At 73.8% G+C, this 17,807-nt stretch carries 15 protein-coding genes; 9 read left to right on the top strand and 6 right to left on the bottom strand.

Going from position 1 to position 17,807, the window contains the following annotated elements:
* Positions 1-47 precede the first annotated feature (47 nt).
* Together ACFVU7_RS37215 and ACFVU7_RS37220 are read right to left on the bottom strand one after the other, a co-directional pair.
* A complete protein-coding gene (locus ACFVU7_RS37215; protein ID WP_074005695.1) occupies positions 48-956 on the bottom strand; it encodes a glutamate ABC transporter substrate-binding protein in 909 nt (302 codons plus the stop codon).
* A 122-nt stretch (positions 957-1,078) separates the two neighbouring features.
* Positions 1,079-1,852 carry an amino acid ABC transporter ATP-binding protein gene (locus tag ACFVU7_RS37220; protein WP_049655580.1) on the bottom strand — a complete coding sequence of 258 codons (774 nt, stop codon included), beginning with the start codon at positions 1,850-1,852 and terminating at the stop codon, positions 1,079-1,081.
* A 391-nt stretch (positions 1,853-2,243) separates the two neighbouring features.
* Between ACFVU7_RS37220 and ACFVU7_RS37225 the strand changes: the two genes are divergently transcribed.
* Both ACFVU7_RS37225 and ACFVU7_RS37230 read left to right on the top strand, forming a co-directional pair.
* Positions 2,244-3,017 carry a response regulator transcription factor gene (locus tag ACFVU7_RS37225; RefSeq protein ID WP_388050103.1) on the top strand — a complete coding sequence of 258 codons (774 nt, stop codon included), beginning with the start codon at positions 2,244-2,246 and terminating at the stop codon, positions 3,015-3,017.
* A gap of 6 nt (positions 3,018-3,023) precedes the next feature.
* On the top strand, positions 3,024-4,457 hold the full coding sequence (locus ACFVU7_RS37230; protein WP_049655577.1) for a HAMP domain-containing sensor histidine kinase: 1,434 nt from the start codon (positions 3,024-3,026) through the stop codon (positions 4,455-4,457).
* A 15-nt stretch (positions 4,458-4,472) separates the two neighbouring features.
* Here ACFVU7_RS37230 and ACFVU7_RS37235 read toward each other — a convergent pair whose 3' ends face one another.
* Positions 4,473-5,492 carry a TAXI family TRAP transporter solute-binding subunit gene (locus ACFVU7_RS37235; protein ID WP_063780264.1) on the bottom strand — a complete coding sequence of 340 codons (1,020 nt, stop codon included), beginning with the start codon at positions 5,490-5,492 and terminating at the stop codon, positions 4,473-4,475.
* Between the two features lie 95 nt (positions 5,493-5,587).
* Here ACFVU7_RS37235 and miaB point away from each other — a divergent pair, with 95 nt between their 5' ends.
* Together miaB and ACFVU7_RS37245 are read left to right on the top strand one after the other, a co-directional pair.
* Positions 5,588-7,090: a tRNA (N6-isopentenyl adenosine(37)-C2)-methylthiotransferase MiaB gene (gene miaB / locus ACFVU7_RS37240; protein ID WP_255357448.1), complete on the top strand. Its 1,503-nt coding sequence runs from the start codon at positions 5,588-5,590 to the stop codon at positions 7,088-7,090.
* Between the two features lie 78 nt (positions 7,091-7,168).
* Positions 7,169-7,867, top strand: coding sequence for a class III extradiol dioxygenase subunit B-like domain-containing protein (locus ACFVU7_RS37245; protein WP_117489707.1), 699 nt, complete (start codon positions 7,169-7,171; stop codon positions 7,865-7,867).
* 25 nt (positions 7,868-7,892) lie between these two features.
* Here the strand turns inward: ACFVU7_RS37245 and ACFVU7_RS37250 are convergent, their stop codons facing one another.
* Complete coding sequence (locus ACFVU7_RS37250; RefSeq protein WP_241853171.1) at positions 7,893-8,162, bottom strand: antitoxin; 270 nt, start codon at positions 8,160-8,162, stop codon at positions 7,893-7,895.
* A gap of 163 nt (positions 8,163-8,325) precedes the next feature.
* Here ACFVU7_RS37250 and miaA point away from each other — a divergent pair, with 163 nt between their 5' ends.
* The 5 genes from miaA (at position 8,326) to hflX (ending at position 15,126) form a co-directional block, all read left to right on the top strand.
* Entirely contained in the window at positions 8,326-9,270 is a 945-nt protein-coding gene (gene miaA / locus ACFVU7_RS37255; protein WP_388050107.1) for a tRNA (adenosine(37)-N6)-dimethylallyltransferase MiaA, read from the top strand.
* Between the two features lie 228 nt (positions 9,271-9,498).
* Positions 9,499-10,011, top strand: a complete 513-nt coding sequence (locus ACFVU7_RS37260) for a hypothetical protein (protein WP_049658893.1) — start codon at positions 9,499-9,501, stop codon at positions 10,009-10,011.
* A gap of 32 nt (positions 10,012-10,043) precedes the next feature.
* The gene (gene dapF, locus ACFVU7_RS37265) at positions 10,044-10,949 is read left to right on the top strand and encodes a diaminopimelate epimerase (RefSeq protein ID WP_388050111.1); all 906 of its coding nucleotides are present in this window, start codon (positions 10,044-10,046) and stop codon (positions 10,947-10,949) included.
* A 259-nt stretch (positions 10,950-11,208) separates the two neighbouring features.
* The gene (locus tag ACFVU7_RS37270) at positions 11,209-13,386 is read left to right on the top strand and encodes a RelA/SpoT family protein (RefSeq protein ID WP_388050114.1); all 2,178 of its coding nucleotides are present in this window, start codon (positions 11,209-11,211) and stop codon (positions 13,384-13,386) included.
* 237 nt (positions 13,387-13,623) lie between these two features.
* Positions 13,624-15,126, top strand: a complete 1,503-nt coding sequence (hflX, locus tag ACFVU7_RS37275; RefSeq protein WP_049658942.1) for a GTPase HflX — start codon at positions 13,624-13,626, stop codon at positions 15,124-15,126.
* A 68-nt stretch (positions 15,127-15,194) separates the two neighbouring features.
* On the opposite strand, the gene ACFVU7_RS37280 is transcribed toward hflX, so the two are convergent.
* Positions 15,195-16,313 (bottom strand): trypsin-like serine peptidase, encoded by a 1,119-nt coding sequence (locus ACFVU7_RS37280; protein ID WP_380740134.1) that lies wholly within the window; start codon positions 16,311-16,313, stop codon positions 15,195-15,197.
* Between the two features lie 58 nt (positions 16,314-16,371).
* Positions 16,372-17,565 carry a trypsin-like serine peptidase gene (locus ACFVU7_RS37285; protein ID WP_380740132.1) on the bottom strand — a complete coding sequence of 398 codons (1,194 nt, stop codon included), beginning with the start codon at positions 17,563-17,565 and terminating at the stop codon, positions 16,372-16,374.
* Between the last annotated feature and the right edge of the window lie 242 nt (positions 17,566-17,807).

Consider the following 17,807-nt stretch of genomic DNA (forward strand, 5'->3'; position numbering starts at 1 on the left):
GCCCTCCTCTCAGTTCATGGTCGGGAAGTCGACGTACGGCGGGTGGATCAGTAGCGCTCGAGGGCCGGGACGTCCGGCGCGGCGGAGCCGGAGGCGCCCAGGGTCGCGTCGTAGGCCTTCTTCCAGTCGCCGTTGTCCTCGTGGGCCTTGAGGGCGTCGCTGATGGCGTCGCGCAGCGCCTTGTCGTCCTTGTTGAGGCCGACGCCGTAGTTCTCCTTGGTGAACGGCTTGCCGACCACCTTGAGCTTGGGGGCGTACTTGGAGGCGTAGCCCTTGAGGATCGCGTCGTCGGTGGTGACCGCGTCGACCTCGCCGGACATCAGCTTCTCGACGCAGGCCGAGTAGGTGTCGAACTGCGTGACCTTCGGGTTGTACTGCTGGATGTTCTTGATCGAGGTCGAGCCGGTGGCGGTGCAGACGTTCTTGCCGCCGGTGCTCTCCGCGCCGGTGATCGTGGTGTTGTCGGCCTTCACCAGCAGGTCCTGGCCGGCGATGTAGTACGGGCCGGCGAAGGAGACGCTCTTCTTGCGCTCGTCGTTGATGCTGTAGGTGCCGACGTAGAAGTCGATCTGGCCCTTGGCGATGGCCGGCTCGCGCTGCGAGGAGACCAGGGTCTGCCACTTGATCTGCTGCGGGGTGAAGCCGAGGTCGGCGGCGATCATCTTGGCGATCTCGATGTCGAAGCCGCTGCGGTCGCCGCTGGCGACGTCCTCCCAGCCGAGGTTCGGCTGGTCGGCCTTGGCGCCGATGATCAGCTGGCCGCGCTTCCTGGCCTCGGCGAGGACCGCGGAGTCGACCTTGACGTCGGTCTTGACCGTGTAGGTCGGCAGCGCCGGGGCGGCGCTGCCGCCGCTGCTCGCGGCGGTGGTGCCGGGGGTGCCGTCCTTGCCGCAGGCGGCGGTGGCGGTGAGCGCGACGGCACAGAGCGCGACGGCGAGGGTGCGGGACGTCCTCATGAGGGTTCTCCTGGGGGTGGGCCGCGGTGTCAACCGGGCTCTGGCGTCTGGAAGGCGTTGCACGGCGGGACCGGCCGGCACCGGTGACGATGCCGGGGGGCGGCCCCGCCGGTCTCGAAGCGTCAGTGGTGGAGGATCTTCGAGAGGAAGTCCTTGGCGCGGTCGGAGCGCGGTGCGGTGAAGAAGGCGTCCGGGGTGTTCTGCTCGACGATCTTCCCGTCGGCCATGAACAGCACCCGGTTGGCGGCGGAGCGCGCGAAGCCCATCTCGTGGGTGACCACGACCATCGTCATGCCGTCCGCGGCCAGTTGGCGCATGACCTCCAGCACCTCGTTGACCATCTCCGGGTCCAGCGCCGAGGTGGGCTCGTCGAAGAGCATCACCTTGGGCTTCATCGCCAGCGCCCGGGCGATCGCCACGCGCTGCTGCTGGCCGCCGGAGAGCTGGGCCGGGAACTTGTCCGCCTGCGCGCCGACGCCGACCCGCTCCAGCAGCTCCCGGGCGGTCTTCTCGGCCTGCGGGCGGGGCACCTTGCGCACCTTCACCTGGCCGATGACCACGTTCTCCAGCACGGTCTTGTGCGCGAACAGGTTGAAGCTCTGGAACACCATGCCGACCTCGGCGCGCAGCCGGGCCAGCTCCTTGCCCTCGTCGGGCAGCGGCCGGCCGTCGATGGTGATCGTGCCGGAGTCGATCGTCTCCAGCCGGTTGATCGTCCGGCAGAGCGTCGACTTGCCCGAACCGGACGGGCCGATCAGTACGACCACCTCGCCCTGGGCGATCCTGAGGTCGATGTCCTGCAGCACGTGCAGCGCGCCGTAGTGCTTGTTGACCTTGCTCAGCACGACCAGGGGGGCGGCTGCGGTGGTTGAGTCCTCGACCGGGCTCTCGGTCATCGCGCCTGCTCCCTCTGTCGTCGAATAACGCCTGCCCGAGAAGTCTCAACTCCCTTGGGAGGCAGTGGTGGTGCGAATCCGGGGGCCGCGGCCGGCGGAGCCGCAGCCCCCGGTGGGCCGACCTTAGGAGCCGTGACCGTTCGCCGTCAGCCGATCTGAGCGGAACTTGAGGATCACGAAACGGCCACGCGTCGCCCACGCGCTGTTCGCGCGGGCGCCGACGGGGCATGTCACAGCGGGAATCCGCTCCGGTGCTCCCCGTCCCCCACGGGCCCGGTGCGCGGTCGAACCTGGCGTCGGGCCGTTCACTGGCTCATACTGCGCAGGACCGGGACCTGACCGATCGGCCCGGTGATCACTGGTGATCAGGTGGGGGAAGGAGGAGAACAGGATGCGACTTCTGCTCGTCGAGGACGACGAACGCGTGGCCGCCGCGCTGGTCGCGGTGCTGGGCCGGCACGGCTTCCAGGTCCGGCACGCCCGCAGCGGGCACGAGGCGCTGGACGCCCTGGTGCCGGACGGCAACGAGCCGTACCGCGTGGTGCTGCTCGACCTCGGGCTGCCCGACCGCGACGGCTTCGAGGTGTGCAGCCGGATCAGGGCCGGCAGCGGCGTCCCGGTGATCATGGTCACCGCCCGCGCCGACGTCCGCTCCCGGATCCACGGCCTCAACCTGGGCGCCGACGACTACGTCACCAAGCCGTACGACATGGGCGAGCTGCTCGCCCGCATCCACGCCGTGGCCCGCCGCGGCGCCGCCCCCGCCGCGGTGCCGGTGCCCGCGCCCGACACCGTGCCGCAGCAGCGCGGCCCGCTGGAGTCCCGCGGCATCCGGATCGACCGGGAGCGCCGCCGGGTCAGCGTGGACGGCCGCGACGTGCCGCTCACCCGCAAGGAGTTCGACCTGCTCGCGCTGCTCGCCCAGAGCCCGGGCGTGGTCTACCGGCGCGAGCAGATCTTCAGCGAGGTCTGGCGCAGCGGCTGGGAGGGCAACGGGCGCACCCTGGAGGTGCACATCGGCTCGCTGCGCAACAAGCTGGCGCTGCCCGGACTGGTCGAGGCCGTGCGCGGGGTCGGCTACCGGCTGATCCCCGACTGTCCGGCGCCCGCAGCCCCCGCCCCGTCGGCCGCCGCCCCGTCCGCCCCCGCTCCCGCGGAGCACTGACCGCACGTGCGCACCCGCCTGCTCGGCATCCTGATCGCCCTCATGCTCTGCGTCCTGGCCGCCCTGGGGCTGCCGCTCGCGGCGGCGGTCGCGGCGGCCGAGCAGACCAAGGTCGTCGTCGACCGGCTCGACGACGCCGCCCGCCTCGCCCAGGACCTGCCCACCTCCGGCGCCGCCGACTCCGCCCGCAAGGGCGAACCGGAACCCGCCCCGGGCGACCTCAGCCGGCAGCGCGCGATCCTCTCCGAGGTCCGCCGCTACCACGACCTGTACGGCGTCCGCCTGGGCATCTTCCAGCGCGACGGGGTGGCGATCGCCGCCGCCCCGGGCGACTGGCGGGTGCCCGGCGAGGGCTGGGGCGCCCAGGCCTTCCAGGAGGCGCTGGACGGGCGGCGCAGCCACAACCCGCCGCAGGTCTGGCCGTGGACGCCGGACCGGACGATCATCGTCGCCGCTCCGGTGGTGCGCGACGGCGACGTGGTCGCGGTGGTGCTGAGCGAGTCCCCGACCGAGGCGCTGCGCACCCGGGTGCTGCACAAGTGGCTGGTGATCGTCGCGGGTGAGGCCGCCGCGATGATCGTCGCCGTGCTGCTCGCCGTCCGGCTCACCGAGTGGGTGCTGCGCCCGGTGCGCACCCTGGACCGGGCCACCCACGACATCGCCACCGGCCGGATGGCCGCCCGGGTCGCCCCCGGCGGCGGACCGCCCGAACTCCAGCGGCTGGCCCGCTCGTTCAACGAGATGGCGGACCACGTGGTGCTCGCCATGGACCAGCAGAAGGCCTTCGTCGCGGACGCCTCGCACCAGCTGCGCAACCCGCTGTCGGCCCTGCTGCTGCGGGTCGAACTGCTCGGCCTGGAACTGCCCGAGGGCCACGAGGAGGAGCTCAGCGGCGTACGGGAGGAGGGCGTCCGGCTGGCCCGGGTGCTGGACGACCTGCTCGGGCTGGCCACCGCCGAGCACGCCCGCCCCGAACCGGAGCGCACCGACCTCGCCGAGCTCACCCTGGCCCGGGTCGACGCCTGGCGGCCGGCGGCCGAGCAGCGCGGGATCACGCTGCGCTGGGACGGCCCGGCGCTGGCGATCGGGATGGCCGACCCGATCGGCTTCGGCTCGGCCCTGGACGCCGTGGTCGACAACGCGCTCAAGTTCGGCCCGCCCGGCAGCGAGGTGCGGCTGCGGGTCGCGGTGCGCCGGGACGAGGTCGCGGTGACCGTCACCGACGCCGGGCCCGGCCTCACCGAGGACGAGCTGTCCCGGGCCGGGGACCGGTTCTGGCGCAGCCCGCGGCACCAGAACGTGGACGGTTCGGGGCTCGGGCTGTCCATCGCCCGCACCCTGCTGGCGGCCGGCGGCGGCACGCTCGGCTTCGCGCCGGTCAAGCCGACCGGGCTCGCGGTGACGCTGGCGGTGCCCCGGCCGGAGAAGCCGGAGAAGTAGCCGCCGGGGCGGGGCCTACGGCTTCACCGAGCGGTAGTAGCGCGCCGCGCCGGTGTGCAGCGGGAGCGGGTCGGTGTAGACGGCGGTGCGCAGGTCGACCAGCTGGGCCGCGTGCACCTGGGCGCCGATCTGGTCCCGGCTGTCGATCACCGCGCGGGTCATGCCCTCGACCAGGCCCGGGTCCACGTCGTCCCGGGTGATCAGCAGGTTGGGCACGGCCACCGTGGCGACCGCGTCCTTCGGTTCGGCGTTCGGGTAGGTGCCCTTGGGCATGGTGGCCGCCCGGTAGGCGTCGGTGCCGCCGCCCTCGGCCTTGTGCAGGGCCTCGGCGAGGTCGCTCAGCGGCACGATCCGGATCCGGACGTGCTCGGAGAGGTCGGTGAGCGCGCTGGTGGGCAGGCCGCCGGACCAGAAGAAGGCGTCCAGGGTGCCCGCGCGCAGGTCGTCGGCGGCCTCGCCGACGCCCTTCGGCACCGGGACGATGTCGTGGTCCGGGTCCAGCCCGGCGGCGGTCAGCAGCCGCCTGGTCACCAGGTTCACCCCGGACTGCGGCAGCCCGACGCCGACCTTCAGGCCCTTGAGGTCGGCGGTGCGCCGCACCGGGGAGGAGGCCGGGACGACCAGCTGCAGGTAGTCGTCGTACAGCCGGGCGATCGCCCGCAGCTTCTCCTTGCCGGGCTCGTGGTAGTCGGCGACCGCGTCGGCGGTGGCGATCGCGAAGGTGTCCCGGCCGTCGATCACCCGGCCGATGTTGTCGACCGAGCCCTCGGAGTTGTCCAGGGCCAGCCGCACCCCCGGCATCGCCCGCGAGACGTGGCCCTGGAGCAGCTGCCCGTACCGGTCGTAGACGCCGCGCTGCACCCCGGTGGCGAAGCGGACCTCGCCGCGCGGGTACCCGGGCGAGCGGCCCGCCGACAGCCACCAGCCGCCGAACCCGGCCACCAGCAGCACCAGCACCAGCACCGTCCGCCACAACGGGCTGCGGGCCGCGGCACGGACGGCGGCGCCGGGACGGTACGGAGTGGTGGGGGTCATGCAGGGATACTGCCAGGCGCTCCGGCCGAACGGGAGGGGAACGGGTGGTGGAAGCTCCGGGAAAAGCCCTTCGCCGCTGCCCGTACCCTGGTCTGGTGAGCGGTGAGAGCGGATTGAAGAGCTACAAGGTCGTCACGCACGGCTGTCAGATGAACGTCCACGACTCCGAGCGGCTGTCCGGCCTGCTGGAGGACGCGGGGTACGTCAAGGCCGGGCCCGAGGGCGACCCGGACCTGGTGGTGTTCAACACCTGCGCGGTGCGCGAGAACGCCGACAACAAGCTGTACGGCAACCTCGGCCAGCTCGCGCCGGTCAAGACCCGCCACAAGGGCATGCAGATCGCCGTCGGCGGCTGCCTGGCCCAGAAGGACCGCGAGACCATCGTCAAGCGCGCCCCCTGGGTCGACGTGGTCTTCGGCACCCACAACATCGGCCACCTGCCGGCGCTGCTGGAGCGGGCCGCGGTCGAGCGCAAGGCCCAGGTCGAGATCCTGGAGTCGCTGGAGACCTTCCCCTCCACCCTGCCGACCCGCCGCGAATCCGCGTACGCCGCCTGGGTCGCCATCTCGGTCGGCTGCAACAACACCTGCACCTTCTGCATCGTCCCCGCGCTGCGCGGCAAGGAGGAGGACCGCCGCCCCGGCGACGTCCTCGCCGAGATCGAGGCGCTGGTGGGCGAGGGCGTCATCGAGGTGACCCTGCTCGGCCAGAACGTCAACGCCTACGGCTCCGACCTGGGCGACCGCGAGGCCTTCTCCAAGCTGCTGCGCGCCGCCGGCCAGATCGAGGGCCTGGAGCGGATCCGCTTCACCTCGCCGCACCCGCGCGACTTCACCGACGACGTGATCGCCGCGATGGCCGAGACCCCGAACGTGATGCACCAGCTGCACATGCCGCTGCAGTCCGGCTCGGACCGCGTCCTCAAGGCGATGCGCCGCTCCTACCGGCAGGAGCGTTTCCTCGGGATCATCCGGAAGGTCCGCGAGGCGATGCCCGACGCGGCGATCTCCACCGACATCATCGTGGGCTTCCCCGGCGAGACCGAGGAGGACTTCGAGGAGACGATGCACGTCGTCCGCGAGGCCCGCTTCACCAACGCCTTCACCTTCCAGTACTCCAAGCGCCCCGGCACCCCCGCCGCGGAGATGGCGGACCAGGTGCCGAAGGAGGTCGTGCAGGCCCGCTACGACCGGCTGATCGCCCTCCAGGAGGAGATCTCCTGGGAGGAGAACAAGAAGCAGGTCGGGCGGACCCTGGAGATCCTGGTCGCCGAGGGCGAGGGCAAGAAGGACGACCAGACCCGGCGGCTCTCCGGACGCGCCCCCGACAACCGGCTCGTGCACTTCACCAAGCCGGAGGAGCCGGTGCGCCCCGGCGACACGGTGACCGTCGAGATTACCTACGCCGCCCCGCACCACCTGCTCGCCGAGGGCCCCGCGCTCGCGGTGCGCCGCACCCGGGCCGGCGACGCCTGGGAGAAGCGCCAGGCCGCGCCCGCCGCCAAGCCGGCCGGCGTGCTGCTCGGCCTGCCGAAGATCGGCGCCCCGGCGGAGCTGCCACTGGCCGCGCCGGCGGGCGGGGCCTGCTGCGGCGACTGACACCGTGCCCGGTACGGCGGCCTGACGGGAGGATCCACTCCCGCCGGGCCGCCGTCGTCGTTGGCTAGAGTGATCCGCATGCTGGTAGCCGCCGCCGTGTGCCCCTGTCCGCCGCTGCTCGTCCCCGAGGTCGCCGCCGGGGCCGCGCCCGAGCTGGACGGCCTGCGCGCGGCCTGCGACGAGGCGCTCGCGGCGCTGGTCGCGGCCGGACCGCAGCTGGTCGTGGTGGTCGGCACCGGGCCGGCGGCCGAGGTGTGGACCGAGGGCGGGGCCGGCTCCTTCCACCGCTACGGGGTGCCGCTGGTCGCCAAGCTGCCCGGCGAGCGGGTCGAGGGGCCCGAGCTGGCCCCCTCGCTGACCGTCGGCGCCTGGCTGCTGGAGCGCGCCGGGGTGGGCCTGCCCACGCACGCCTGCGCGGTGCCCGCCGACGCCCCCGCCGACCGGATGCTCGGCCTTGGCCAGGGCCTGGCCGGGCTCGCCGACCGGGTCGCCCTGCTGGTGCTCGGCGACGGCAGCGCCTGCCGCTCGGTGAAGGCGCCCGGCTACCTGGACGAGCGGGCCGAGGGCTTCGACACCGCGCTGGCCGCCGCCCTGGGCACGGCCGACCTGCCCGCCCTGGCCGCACTGGACCCGGGCCTGGCCGCCGAGCTCAAGGCCGACGGCCGGGCACCCTGGCAGGTGCTGGCCGGCGCCGCGCAGGGCGCCGGCCTCACCGGGCGGCTGGGCTACCAAGACGCGCCGTACGGGGTCGGGTACTTCGTGGCGTCCTGGTCCTAGCAAGTCGGCGGGGCAGGCCTGCGGGTCAGGACCGCGGGGCCTGCGGGGGCTGCTCCTCGTCGCCGGGCTTCGGCTTGTGGGCGAAGTCGCCGACCGCGCCCTTGGCCTTGCCGGCGCCGTGCTCGATCTTGTCGCTGTACTTGCCCTTGGTCGCCTTGTCGATCGCGCCGCCGGCCTTGTCCACGGCCTTCTCGATCTGGTCGCTGTGCTTGCCGGCGAACTCGCTGGCCTTGTCCTTGAGCTCCTCGGCCTTGCCCTTGAGGTTGTCCATCAGACCCATGGCGATCTCCTTCATCCGCTGTTCCCCGCACAACGACCGGGCTCGGCAAAGCGTTCGCAAACCGGCCCAACCGGGGAAACGGCCGGAAAGTGTCCGGGAAACAGTCATATCCTCGCGCAGTCGCGGGCGGGTGGCAGCCCGGTCCGCGGGCGCCCGGCCGTTTTGCGAGACTGGAGCGGTGAGCAGCTCCCGTACCCCGCGCGTCATCTCGATCGTCGGCGCGACCGCCGCCGGCAAGTCCGACCTGGCCGTCGCCATCGCCCGCAGTCTCGACGGCGAGGTGATCAACACCGACTCGATGCAGCTGTACCGGGGCATGGACATCGGCACCGCCAAGCTCACGATGGAGGAGCGCGGGGGGGTGCCGCACCACCTGATGGACGTCTGGGACGTCACCGAGGCCGCCAGCGTCGCCGAGTACCAGCGGCTGGCCCGGGCCGAGATCGACCGGCTGCTCGCCGCCGGCCGCACGCCCGTCCTGGTCGGCGGCTCCGGGCTGTACGTCCGGGCGGCGATCGACGAGATGGAGTTCCCGGGCACCGACGCGACGGTGCGGGCCCGGCTGGAGGCCGAGCTGGAGCACGCCGGCCCGTACGCGCTGCACCGGCGGCTGGCCGAGCTGGACCCGGCGGCCGCCGAGGCGATCCTGACCGGCAACGGGCGGCGGATCGTCCGCGCCCTGGAGGTCATCGAGATCACCGGGCAGCCGTTCACCGCCAACCTGCCGAGCAACACCGCCGTCTACGAGGCGGTGCAGATCGGCGTCGCCGTGCCGCGCCCCGAGCTGGACGAGCGGATCGCGCTGCGGGTCGACCGGATGTGGGAGGCCGGACTGCTGGACGAGGTGCGGGAGCTGGAGAAGGTCGGACTGCGGGAGGGCAGGACCGCCTCCCGGGCGCTCGGCTACCAGCAGGTGCTCGACCACTTCGCCGGCGGGTGCACCGAGGACGAGGCCCGGGCCGAGACCGTCCGGGCCACCAAGCGCTTCGCCCGCCGCCAGGAGTCCTGGTTCCGCCGCGACGACCGGATCCACTGGCTCTCCCGGCCGGCCGGCACCGACCCCGTCGAGCTGCTGGAACACTCCCTGGAACTGATCGACCGTCAGGGAGTTCCGGCCGCGTAGGAAGGGTTTCCGGCCAATCCGGCGGTGCACCTGCGCGCGCAGGCGACCGTGCAGGACGAACCGGCGGTCACGGGCCGATCACGTGATGGCCACGGATCACCCGTCGACCCCGGTCAGGCCCGGAACGCCCCTCTGGACATGCCATCATCGATGCCGTAGGGGTCGACCGAACGGGCCGGCCGTGCCCGGCCGCGAGTCCGCTCGTGTCGAACTGTCAGGGGAGGCCGTGTGTCGACGGGTACCGGCCCCGAATCCGGCCAGGGCGGGAGCGTCACCGTACCGGCCGAGGAGTTCGACGAGTCGACGATGGGCGACCTGCCCGTGCTGACCGGCCTGGAGGCGCCGACCTCCTACGCGGCCGCGGTGCCCGCCTTGGACACCCGCACCCCGCCCGGCGGCGCGGTGCACGAACGGGAGATCCGCCCGCTGCGCCGGCTGCGCTGGTGGCAGACGCTGCCGATCGCCCTGCTGGGCACCCTCGGCTCGCTGATGTTCGCCTTCCCGCTCGCCTTCGGCTCGGCCGGGGCGCGCGCCACCATGGTCGGGATGCTCGGGCTGCTGTTCACCGCCGCCTCGATGGGCTGGGGCGCGATGGCCGCCCGGCACGCCGGCTACACGTGGCCGGGGCTGCCGCGCCGGGGCTCCGGGCAGCGGGCCGGCTGGAAGGCGATCGCGGTCTACACCCTGATCGCGCTGGCCGCCTGCGCGCTCGCGGTCTGGCGGGTCGCCTACCTGCGCTGAGCGCCTCCCGGCGGCTCAGTACCATCGGAGGGGTGAGCGCATCCTCCCCCCAGCAGGTCGGCATCCCCTTCTTCAAGGGCCACGGCACCCAGAACGACTTCGTCATCGTCCCGGACCCGGACGGCGCGCTGGAGATCGGTCCCGAGACCGTCGCCGCGCTGTGCGACCGGCGGGCCGGCATCGGCGGGGACGGGCTGCTGCGCGTGGTGCGCGCCGCCGCCGACCCGGCCGCCGCGGCGATGGCCGACCGGGCCGAGTGGTTCATGGACTACCGCAACTCGGACGGCAGCATCGCCGAGATGTGCGGCAACGGCCTGCGGGTCTTCGCCCGCTTCCTGGTCGAGGCCGGACTGGCCGAGCCGGGCGAACTGGCCGTCGCCACCCGCTCCGGGGTGCTCACCGCGAAGGTCGCCGGGGCCGCCGCGGACGGCACGCCCGGCGACGTCACCATCGACATGGGCCGGGCCCGGTTGCCCGGGCCGGACGGCATCGAGGTCGCGGTCGGCGAGCGGCGCTGGCCGGCCCTGAACGTCAACATGGGCAACCCGCACGCGGTGGCCTTCGTGGAGAGCCTGGACCACGCCGGGGACCTGTACACCGCTCCGCTCACCAGCCCGGCGGACGCCTACCCGGAGGGCGTCAACGTCGAGTTCGTGGTGGACCGCGGGCCGCGGCACGTCGCGATGCGGGTGCACGAGCGCGGCTCGGGCGAGACCCGGTCCTGCGGCACCGGCGCCTGCGCGGTGGCGGTGGCGGCCATCCGCCGGGACGGCGCCGACCCGGCGGTCACCGGCGAGGCGGTCTCGTACACCGTGGACGTGCTGGGCGGCCGGCTGGTCATCACCGAGCACCCGGACGGCCGGGTGGAGATGGCCGGGCCGGCGGTGATCGTGGCCGAGGGCCGGCTGGACGGGAGCTGGTGGGAGTCGGTCCGCTAGGGCCCCTCTCCGGTGGGGCTCGTCCTCGAACCCGCGTCCGCGGGGCGACAGACCCGGCGGCAGGCAGCCCGGTTTGCCCAATTCGTTCGGTGATGAATCCCCCCGATCGGGTGATACCGGTCGCGGACGGGAATCAGGGCGTCGCGGAACGTGCTCTGCTCGGTAGCATGGACCACCGGGTCGATCACCCCATGGGGAGGGGTGTCGAGATCACCCCCTCGGACGGGGCGGCGCCCGGCGACCGTTGCCGGAGGTGCCGATGACCATCGAAGCCGGGCAGCCCCTGGGGCAGCCGACGACCGTACGGCAGGGAGGGGCCAGGCGGCCCCTCGGGGAGCTCGGCCTGGCCGCCCTCGGCCGGGCCGGGCGGGCCGCCCTGCTCGCCACCGGCCGGCCGCCCGTGCCGGACGCCCTGGAACCGCTCGTCCGGGTCCACCGCCGGCACCATCCGCAGGCCGACCTCGGCCTGCTCGCCCGGGCCTACCGGCTCGCCGAGGCCAGCCACCGCGGCCAGAAGCGCAAGAGTGGCGAGCCGTACATCACCCACCCGCTGGCCGTCACCATGATCCTGGCCCAACTCGGCGCCGGGACGACCACCCTGGTCGCCTCGCTGCTCCACGACACCGTCGAGGACACCGAGTTGACGCTGGACCAGGTGGGCGCCGGGTTCGGGCCCGAAGTCGCCTACCTGGTCGACGGGGTGACGAAGCTGGAGAAGGTCGACTTCGGGGCCGCCGCCGAGGCCGAGACCTTCCGCAAGATGCTGGTCGCCACCGGGGACGACGTCCGGGTGATGGTGATCAAGCTCGCCGACCGGCTGCACAACATGCGCACCATCCGGCACATGAAGCCGGCCAGCCAGGTGCGGATCGCCAAGGTCACCCGGGACGTGCTGATCCCGCTGGCCGAGCGGCTCGGCATCCAGGTGCTCAAGGCGGAGCTGGAGGACATCGTCTTCGCCACCCTGCACCCCGAGGAGCACGCCCGCACCCGCGCCCTGATGACCGGTCACGAGGCCGAGCCGGACACCCTGCTGGAGCCCTTCGCCCGGCAGCTGGCCCGCCAGCTGGCCGAGGGCGGGGTGCCCGCCGAGGTGACCGTCCGGCCCCGGCACTGCGTCTCGCTGCACCGGGTGCTGCTCCGGCGGGCCGCCGTGCCCGGGCCGGACGGCCGGCCGCAGGGGCCGCGGCCGGCCGACTTCGGGCGGCTGCTGGTGGTGGTCGAGGAGAACGCCGACTGCTACGCCGTGCTCGGCGAGCTGCACACCTGCTGGACGCCGCTGCCCGGGGAGTTCAAGGACTTCGTGGCCGCGCCCAAGTTCAACCTCTACCAGTCCCTGCACACCGCCGTGGCGCTGAGCGGCGGCGCGGTGGTCGAGGTGCTGGTCCGCACCCGGCGGATGCACGAGGTGGCCGAGACCGGGGTGGTCGCGCTCGGGGACCCGTCCCCGGCCGGCGCCGTCCAGGACGCCGACGAGCTGGACCGCACCGACCCGGCCCGCCCGGGCTGGCTCAGCCGGCTGCTGGAGTGGCAGCAGGAGACGCCCGACCCGGACGCCTTCTGGTCCGCGCTCACCGCCGACCTGGCCGGCGACCGGGAGATCACCGTGGTGACGGAGAGCGGCGAAACGCTTCAGCTGCGGGCCGGCGCCACCTGCGTGGACGCGGCCTACCTGCTCGGCGAGGAGACCGGCCACCGATGTATCGGCGCACGGGTCAACGGGCGGCTCACCGCGCTGTCCACCGTGCTGGAGGACGGCGACCAGATCGCGGTGCTCACCGAGACCCTCCCGGCCGGCGGCGGACCGCCCTCCGGCCCCGCCCCCGAGTGGCTGGCGCACGCCCGCACCCCCGCCGCCCGGCTGGCCATCGAGCGCTGGCTGGCCGATCCCCCGGCCCGGCAGCCGGCGGTCCGCACCGGCCCGGCCGGCGGCCAGCCCGCCCCGCCCGGGCGCCCGGCCGCCGAGCGGCGGGCGGCCCCGGTCGCGGTGGCCGGCCGGCCCGGGGCGTCGGTCCGGCTGGCCCGCTGCTGCACCCCGGTGCCGCCGGACGAGGTGGCCGGCTACCCGATCCGCGGCGGGGCGGTCACGGTGCACCGCACCGGCTGCCCTGCGGGGGAGCGGATGCGCGCGGACGGGCGGGCCGAGCTGGAGGTCCGCTGGCAGTCGGAGGGCGCGCCGGCGGCCGGGCACCGGGCCACCCTGCGGGCCGAGGCGCTGAACCGGCCCCGGCTGCTCGCCGACCTCACCGCGGCGATCTCCGGCGCGGGCGTCGGCATCGTCTCGGCCGAGGTCGAGCCGCCGCAGGAGTCCCGGGTCCGGCACACCTACACCGTCGAACTGCCCGAGCCGGCCGCGCTGCCCGGGCTGATGCGGGCGATGCTCAAGGTCTCCGGGGTGTACGACGTGAGCCGGCCGCAGGCCCCGGAGGGTTCGTAGGGGCCGCAGTCCCGGGGAAAATGGGGATGACCGGCCCGCGCCGGGCGTGCGACCATCATGGGGAATTCACGGCCGGTCCACGGCGTTCTCCGGGCACAGGAGCCCGGGGGCACCCGGGGACCTGAGGGGTAGCTCACCCCGCCCGGACGGTAGCCGGGGCGGCAGCTGGGCAGACTCCGTACGGGACCGCCACCGCGGTCCCCGAAGGCCACCCGTACCAGCCAGCCAAAGGACAGAATGACCTCCACGTTCGACACCCGCGACCACGCCGACGCTCCGCGCCGCCTCGACGGTCTGCGGGCGGAAGCCCTCATGGACGAGGACCTCGCGGCCATCGACGAGGACCGTGGCCACCACTACGACGGCGACCAGTACGACCGCAGCGAGCGAGCCGCCCTGCGCCGTGTCGCCGGCCTCTCCACCGAACTCGAAGACGTCACCGAGGTCGAGTACCGCCAGCTCCGCCTGGAGCGCGTGGTGCTCGTCGGCGTCTGGACGGACGGCACGCTGGAGGAGGCGGAGAACTCGATGGCCGAGCTCGCCGCGCTCGCCGAGACGGCCGGCTCCCAGGTGCTGGACGGCGTCATCCAGCGCCGTGACAAGCCCGACGCGGCCACCTACATCGGCTCCGGCAAGGCGAAGGAGTTGCGCGACATCGTCGCCGCCACCGGCGCCGACACCGTGGTCTGCGACGGTGAGCTCACCCCGGGCCAGCTGATCCACCTGGAGGACGTGGTCAAGGTCAAGGTCGTCGACCGGACGGCCCTGATCCTGGACATCTTCGCCCAGCACGCCAAGTCCCGGGAGGGCAAGGCGCAGGTCTCGCTCGCGCAGATGCAGTACATGCTGCCGCGGCTGCGCGGCTGGGGTCAGTCGCTGTCCCGGCAGATGGGTGGCGGTGGCTCCGGCTCCTCGGGCGGCGGCATGGCCACCCGCGGTCCCGGTGAGACCAAGATCGAGACCGACCGGCGCCGGATCCGCGAGAAGATGGCGAAGCTCCGCAAGGAGATCGCCGACATGAAGAAGGGCCGCGACACCAAGCGCCAGGAGCGCAGGCGCCACCAGGTGCCGTCCGTGGCCATCGCCGGGTACACCAACGCCGGCAAGTCCTCCCTGCTCAACCGGCTCACCGGCGCCGGCGTCCTGGTGGAGAACTCGCTGTTCGCCACCCTGGACCCGACGGTGCGCCGGGCCGAGACCCCGACCGGGCGGCTCTACACCCTGGCCGACACCGTCGGCTTCGTCCGGCACCTGCCGCACCACCTGGTCGAGGCCTTCCGCTCGACCATGGAGGAGGTCGCCGACGCGGACCTCATCCTGCACGTCGTGGACGGCTCGCACCCCGAGCCGGAGACGCAGCTGGCCGCCGTCCGCGAGGTCATCGTCTCGGTCGACGCGCAGAACGTGCCGGAGGTCGTGGTGATCAACAAGGCGGACGCCGCCGATCCGCACGTGCTCCAGCGCCTGCTGCGCCGCGAGCCGCACGCCATCGTGGTGTCGGCCCGCAGCGGCGCCGGCATCGAGGAGCTGCTGCGGCTGATCGACGACGAGCTGCCGCGTCCGGCGGTCGAGGTGCGGGCCCTGGTGCCCTACACCCAGGGAGCGCTGGTCTCCCGGGTGCACGCCGAGGGCGAGCTGCTCTCCACCGAGCACACCGGCGAGGGCACCCTGCTGCACGCCAAGGTGCCGGCCGAGCTGGCCGCCGAGCTGGAGTACTTCGCGGTGGCCCTGCAGGGCTGAGCCCGAAGCGCACGGAGGGGCCCCGGGACGGATCGCCGTCCCGGGGCCCCTCCGTGTCTCCGGCGGTGCTACCGGACGTTCTTGGCGAAGTAGTCGAAGGCCTGCTTCGCCTGGTCCTGGAGGGAGGGGCCGGCCTGGTAGCCGGCCGGGTTGCGGTTGCCGACCGCGCCGACGCTGACCAGGTTGGGCTTGCCGTCCCGGATGACGAACCAGCCGCCGCCGGCGGCGCCCGCCGTCATGGTGCAGCCGATCACGTACATCGGCGGGCGGTCCCGGTCGAAGGAGAGCAGCCCGGGGGCGAGCGGGGAGTCGCAGTGTTCGAGCTCCAGGCCGTCGAACGGCCGCTCGGCCGGGTAGCCGTAGGCGGCGGTCCCGGTGATCTGGTCGCGCGGGGCGTTGAACCAGATCGGCACCGAGCCGCCGACCGTCTCCTCCAGGGACCTCCCGGAGCCGTCCTCGCCGCGCACCCGCAGGACGCCGTAGTCGTACTGGTGGTGGGCGCCGACGCCGCTCTCCTGGAGCCAGGTCGGCGAGACCAGCGCGCGCACCGCCGTCCACCGGCCGTACGGGGCGACCAGCCGGTCGGCGTTCGCCTTGCCGTGGACCGCCTGGCCGTCCCGGTTGAAGCCGGGCACGAAGACCGGGTTCTTCAGCCAGCCGCCGCCCTTGCCGTCGTGCAGGCAGTGTGCGGCGGTGTAGACGAGGTTGCTGCGGCCCGGGTTGACCGGGTCGGAGACCACGGTGGCGGAGCAGGACACGTCGCCCTGCGGCGTGGTCGCGAAGAGCCGGCCGACCACCGAGCCGACCGGTCCGTACGGGTGCGGCTGCGGCTTGGCCGGGACGGCGGCGGGCGGGGCGTCCCGCTCGACGCCGGCCGCCGCGGGGGCGGTCAGCGAGTACTCCGGGGTGGGCCGGGGCCTGGCGGCGTCCATCCGGGCCGCCGTCCAGGCGCCGGGCGCCGCGTCGTTGGCGAAGGCGCTCTCGGCGACGTAGCGGGCCCAGTCGTCCACCTTCCAGCCGCTCAGGTCGCCCGGGCTGGTGGGCGACGACCTGGGCAGGGCGAGGGGCGCGGTGGCGGGCCGGGCGGGGCCGTCCGGGCCGCACCCGGCCGCGCCCAGCGCGAGCGCGGCGAGCAGCGCGGCGCCGCCCGTCGCGGCCCGGCGCCGCCGGCTGGTGGTTCTCGGCATGCTGGCTCGTCCCCCCGTGCTGTGCTGGTGGTTCCCTACCGCCCCCCGTCGGCGGCGGCTACTTCTTGGAGATCCAGTCCAGCGCCTGCCGGGCGACCGCCTCCAGGTACGGGCCGCTCAGCGAGGTGTGCTCCTGGGTGCCGATCGAGGTGTTGCTGACCAGCGCGGTCCGGCCGTCCGGCATGGTGGCGAACCAGCCGCCGCCGCTGGCGCCCTGGGTCATGGTGCAGCCGATGGTCAGCATGGTCGGGCGCTTGGCGTCGAAGGAGAGCCGGGTGGGCTTGCCGCCGTCGCACTTGTACAGCTCCTGGCCGTCGAACGGCTTGGCGAGCGGGTAGCCGACGGCCGAGACCTTGAGCTGGTCGCGCGGCGCGTCGAACCAGACCGGGACGGCCGAACCGACCGTCTCCTCCAGGGACTTGCCGGTGTCGTTCTGGTTGTGCACGCGCATCACCGCGAAGTCGTACTGGTTGGCGGCGTCGCCGGTGCCGCCGCCCTCGACCATCCACTGCGGCGAGGTGGTGACCTGGTCGGCCCACCAGGTGCCGAGCGGGGCCAGCTCGGACAGCGGGGCCCGCTTGCCGCCGCTGGAGGCGCCGGAGTTGTTGTAGGCGGGCACGAAGACCAGGTCCTTGTAGAAGTTCCCGCCCTTGCCCTCGTGCACGCAGTGCCCGGCCGTCCAGACCAGGTTGCTCTTGCCCGGGTGCTGGGGGTCGGCGATCACCGTCGCCGAGCAGTTGCCGCGGCCGCCCTGGGCGGAGAAGAACACCTTGCCGGAGGGCTGCTTCAGGTACGGGCGGGGCACCGTCACGGCCTTGACCGGCGCGGGATCGGGGTCGGTCACGCCGTCGTCGGTGGCCGGCTTGGGCGTGGCGGGGGCGGGCTTGGCGGTGGGCGGGGCCGGGTCGGCGGGCTTGGAGTCGCCCATCTTGTCCGGGTCCCAGAAGTCCTTCACCACCGGGTTGTTGAAGACGTGCTTGGACGCCCACTTGTCCCAGTCCTCGTACTTCCACTTCTTCAGGTCGTCCCAGCTCCTGGGCAGTCCCTCCAGCAGGCTGGTCGGCAGCCCGGACGGGAGCGGGATCCCGCCGATCACGCCGCCCGAACCCGCGGCCTGGGTCGACTCGGTGGAGGGCGGCGGTGCGGGGCTCGTCCCGCCGCCCGCCGGGCCGTCCGGCCCGCAGGCGGTCACGGCGAGCAGGGTGCCCGCGGCCAGGGCGGCGGCCAGGGCTGACCGGTGGATCGTGGGCATCTGTGCGCTTCCCCCTGTGCTCGGTCGGTCGGTGCCGGTCGGTGCCGGGCCGCCCGGTGGTGTCACGGCCGGCGGTTGCGCACCGCGGTGGTGCGTGTCCGGCCGGTTCGCGGTGCGGCGGTTCGCCGCCATGGAGTCTTCCATCGCGGACGAGGACGGCGCTGCCCACCCCCCGGGTTGCGGTGCGGGCCGGAGGTCACCGATCCGTGATCCGGGCCCGCCCGGTCCGCCGACGCAGCAGG

This window comes from Kitasatospora sp. NPDC058046 (assembly GCF_042885595.1).
Lineage (GTDB): Bacteria > Actinomycetota > Actinomycetes > Streptomycetales > Streptomycetaceae > Kitasatospora.